At 53.0% G+C, this 2,500-nt stretch carries 2 rRNA genes (1 of these 2 cut by a window edge); both read left to right on the top strand.

The annotated features are described in order from the left end of the window. Nucleotides 1-2,227: ribosomal RNA gene (locus Q0864_RS16485) — 23S ribosomal RNA — on the top strand; it begins 658 nt to the left of the window's first position. Nucleotides 2,228-2,306: 79 nt separating this feature from the next. Beyond that, nucleotides 2,307-2,421, top strand: a 5S ribosomal RNA gene (gene rrf, locus Q0864_RS16480). The last annotated feature ends 79 nt before the right edge of the window (nt 2,422-2,500 follow it).

Raw genomic sequence — 2,500 nt, 5'->3', positions numbered from 1 at the left:
GCGAGTCTTAATAGGGCGAATGAGTTAGGTGGATCAGACCCGAAACCGAGTGATCTAGGCATGGCCAGGTTGAAGGTGCAGTAACATGCACTGGAGGACCGAACCCACATCTGTTGAAAAAGATCGGGATGAGCTGTGCCTAGGGGTGAAAGGCCAATCAAACTCGGAGATAGCTGGTTCTCTGCGAAATCTATTTAGGTAGAGCGTCATACGAATACTCCCGGGGGTAGAGCACTGGATGGGTAATGGGGCCCCACAGGCTTACTGATCCTAACCAAACTCCGAATACCGGGAAGTACTATATGGCAGACACACAGCGGATGCTAACGTCCGTTGTGGAGAGGGAAACAACCCTGACCTACAGCTAAGGCCCCTAATTCATGGCTAAGTGGGAAAGCAGGTGAGACGACCAAAACAACCAGGAGGTTGGCTTAGAAGCAGCCATCCTTTAAAGATAGCGTAACAGCTCACTGGTCTAATTTAAGTTGTCTTGCGGCGAAGATGTACCGGGGCTCAAGCCATGAGCCGAAGCTTAGGGTGTGCACTTATGTGCACGCGGTAGCAGAGCGTAGTGTGACATAGTTCCATGTCTCTTTAACTCATTGATGCAATGCCAAAGCGCTCAAGTAGCGAAGCGGTAGCGCATATATAGTGAGTGTCGGAGACACGGAGCTTTCTGTGAAGCCGGCGCGTGAGCGATCCGGTGGAGAGATCACTAGTGAGAATGATGACATGAGTAGCGACAAACAGGGTGAGAGACCCTGTCGCCGAAAATCCAAGGGTTCCTGCTTAAAGCTAATCTGAGCAGGGTAAGCCGACCCCTAAGGCGAGGCCGAAAGGCGTAGTCGATGGGAACCAGGTTAATATTCCTGGGCCATGAGGTGGTGACGGATCTCGAAGGTAGTTCATCCTTATCGGATTGAATGGGCTGCTAAGAGGTTCCTGGAAATAGCCCCTCTATTAGATCGTACCCTAAACCGACACAGGTGGATAGGTAGAGCATACCAAGGCGCTTGAGAGAACGATGTTGAAGGAACTCGGCAAAATACCTCCGTAAGTTCGCGAGAAGGAGGCCCAGTTTCTACGCAAGTATTGACTGGGGGCACAAACCAGGGGGTGGCGACTGTTTACTAAAAACACAGGGCTCTGCGAAGTCGCAAGACGACGTATAGGGTCTGACGCCTGCCCGGTGCCGGAAGGTTAAAAGGAGGAGTGCAAGCTCCGAATTGAAGCCCCGGTAAACGGCGGCCGTAACTATAACGGTCCTAAGGTAGCGAAATTCCTTGTCGGGTAAGTTCCGACCTGCACGAATGGCGTAACGACTTCCCCGCTGTCTCCAACATCGACTCAGCGAAATTGAATTGCCTGTCAAGATGCAGGCTTCCCGCGGTTAGACGGAAAGACCCCGTGCACCTTTACTACAGCTTCGCACTGGCATCAGATACAATATGTGCAGAATAGGTGGTAGGCTTTGAAGCAGGAACGCTAGTTTCTGTGGAGCCTCCTTTGAGATACCACCCTTGTTTTGTTTGATGTCTAACCGCGGTCCGTTATCCGGATCCGGGACCCTGCGTGGCGGGTAGTTTGACTGGGGCGGTCGCCTCCTAAAGAGTAACGGAGGCGCGCGAAGGTTGGCTCAGAGCGGTCGGAAATCGCTCGTTGAGTGCAATGGCAGAAGCCAGCCTGACTGCGAGACTGACAAGTCGAGCAGAGTCGAAAGACGGCCATAGTGATCCGGTGGTCCCGAGTGGAAGGGCCATCGCTCAACGGATAAAAGGTACGCCGGGGATAACAGGCTGATACTGCCCAAGAGTCCATATCGACGGCAGTGTTTGGCACCTCGATGTCGGCTCATCTCATCCTGGGGCTGGAGCAGGTCCCAAGGGTACGGCTGTTCGCCGTTTAAAGAGGTACGTGAGCTGGGTTTAGAACGTCGTGAGACAGTTCGGTCCCTATCTGCCGTGGGTGTAGGATACTTGAGAGGAGTTGCCCCTAGTACGAGAGGACCGGGGTGAACGAACCACTGGTGGACCAGTTGTCGTGCCAACGGCAGTGCTGGGTAGCTATGTTCGGACAGGATAACCGCTGAAGGCATCTAAGCGGGAAGCCCCCCTCAAAACAAGGTATCCCTGAGGACCGTGGAAGACTACCACGTCGATAGGCCGGAGATGTAAGCGCAGCAATGCGTTCAGTTGACCGGTACTAATTGTCCGATAGGCTTGATTTGATCCAGTAGAAGTCAAACCCTACTGATCTATCAAAAGCATACACACCAGTGTACTGACTTGGAACGGCTCTTTCCTCGGTTTGGTGGTCACAGCACAAGTGAAACACCCGACCCCATCCCGAACTCGGAAGTTAAGCACTGTCGCGCCAATGGTACTGCGTCTCAAGACGTGGGAGAGTAGGTCACCGCCAAACCTAGAAAAGAGCCAATATTCTCTCAATACAAACACAAAACAAACCGCCCCGTGCAGAAATGCCGGGGCGGTTTGCGTTC

The organism is uncultured Aliiroseovarius sp. (assembly GCF_947497285.1).
Lineage (GTDB): Bacteria > Pseudomonadota > Alphaproteobacteria > Rhodobacterales > Rhodobacteraceae > Aliiroseovarius.
This window is presented reverse-complemented; position numbering and strand designations above follow the sequence as displayed.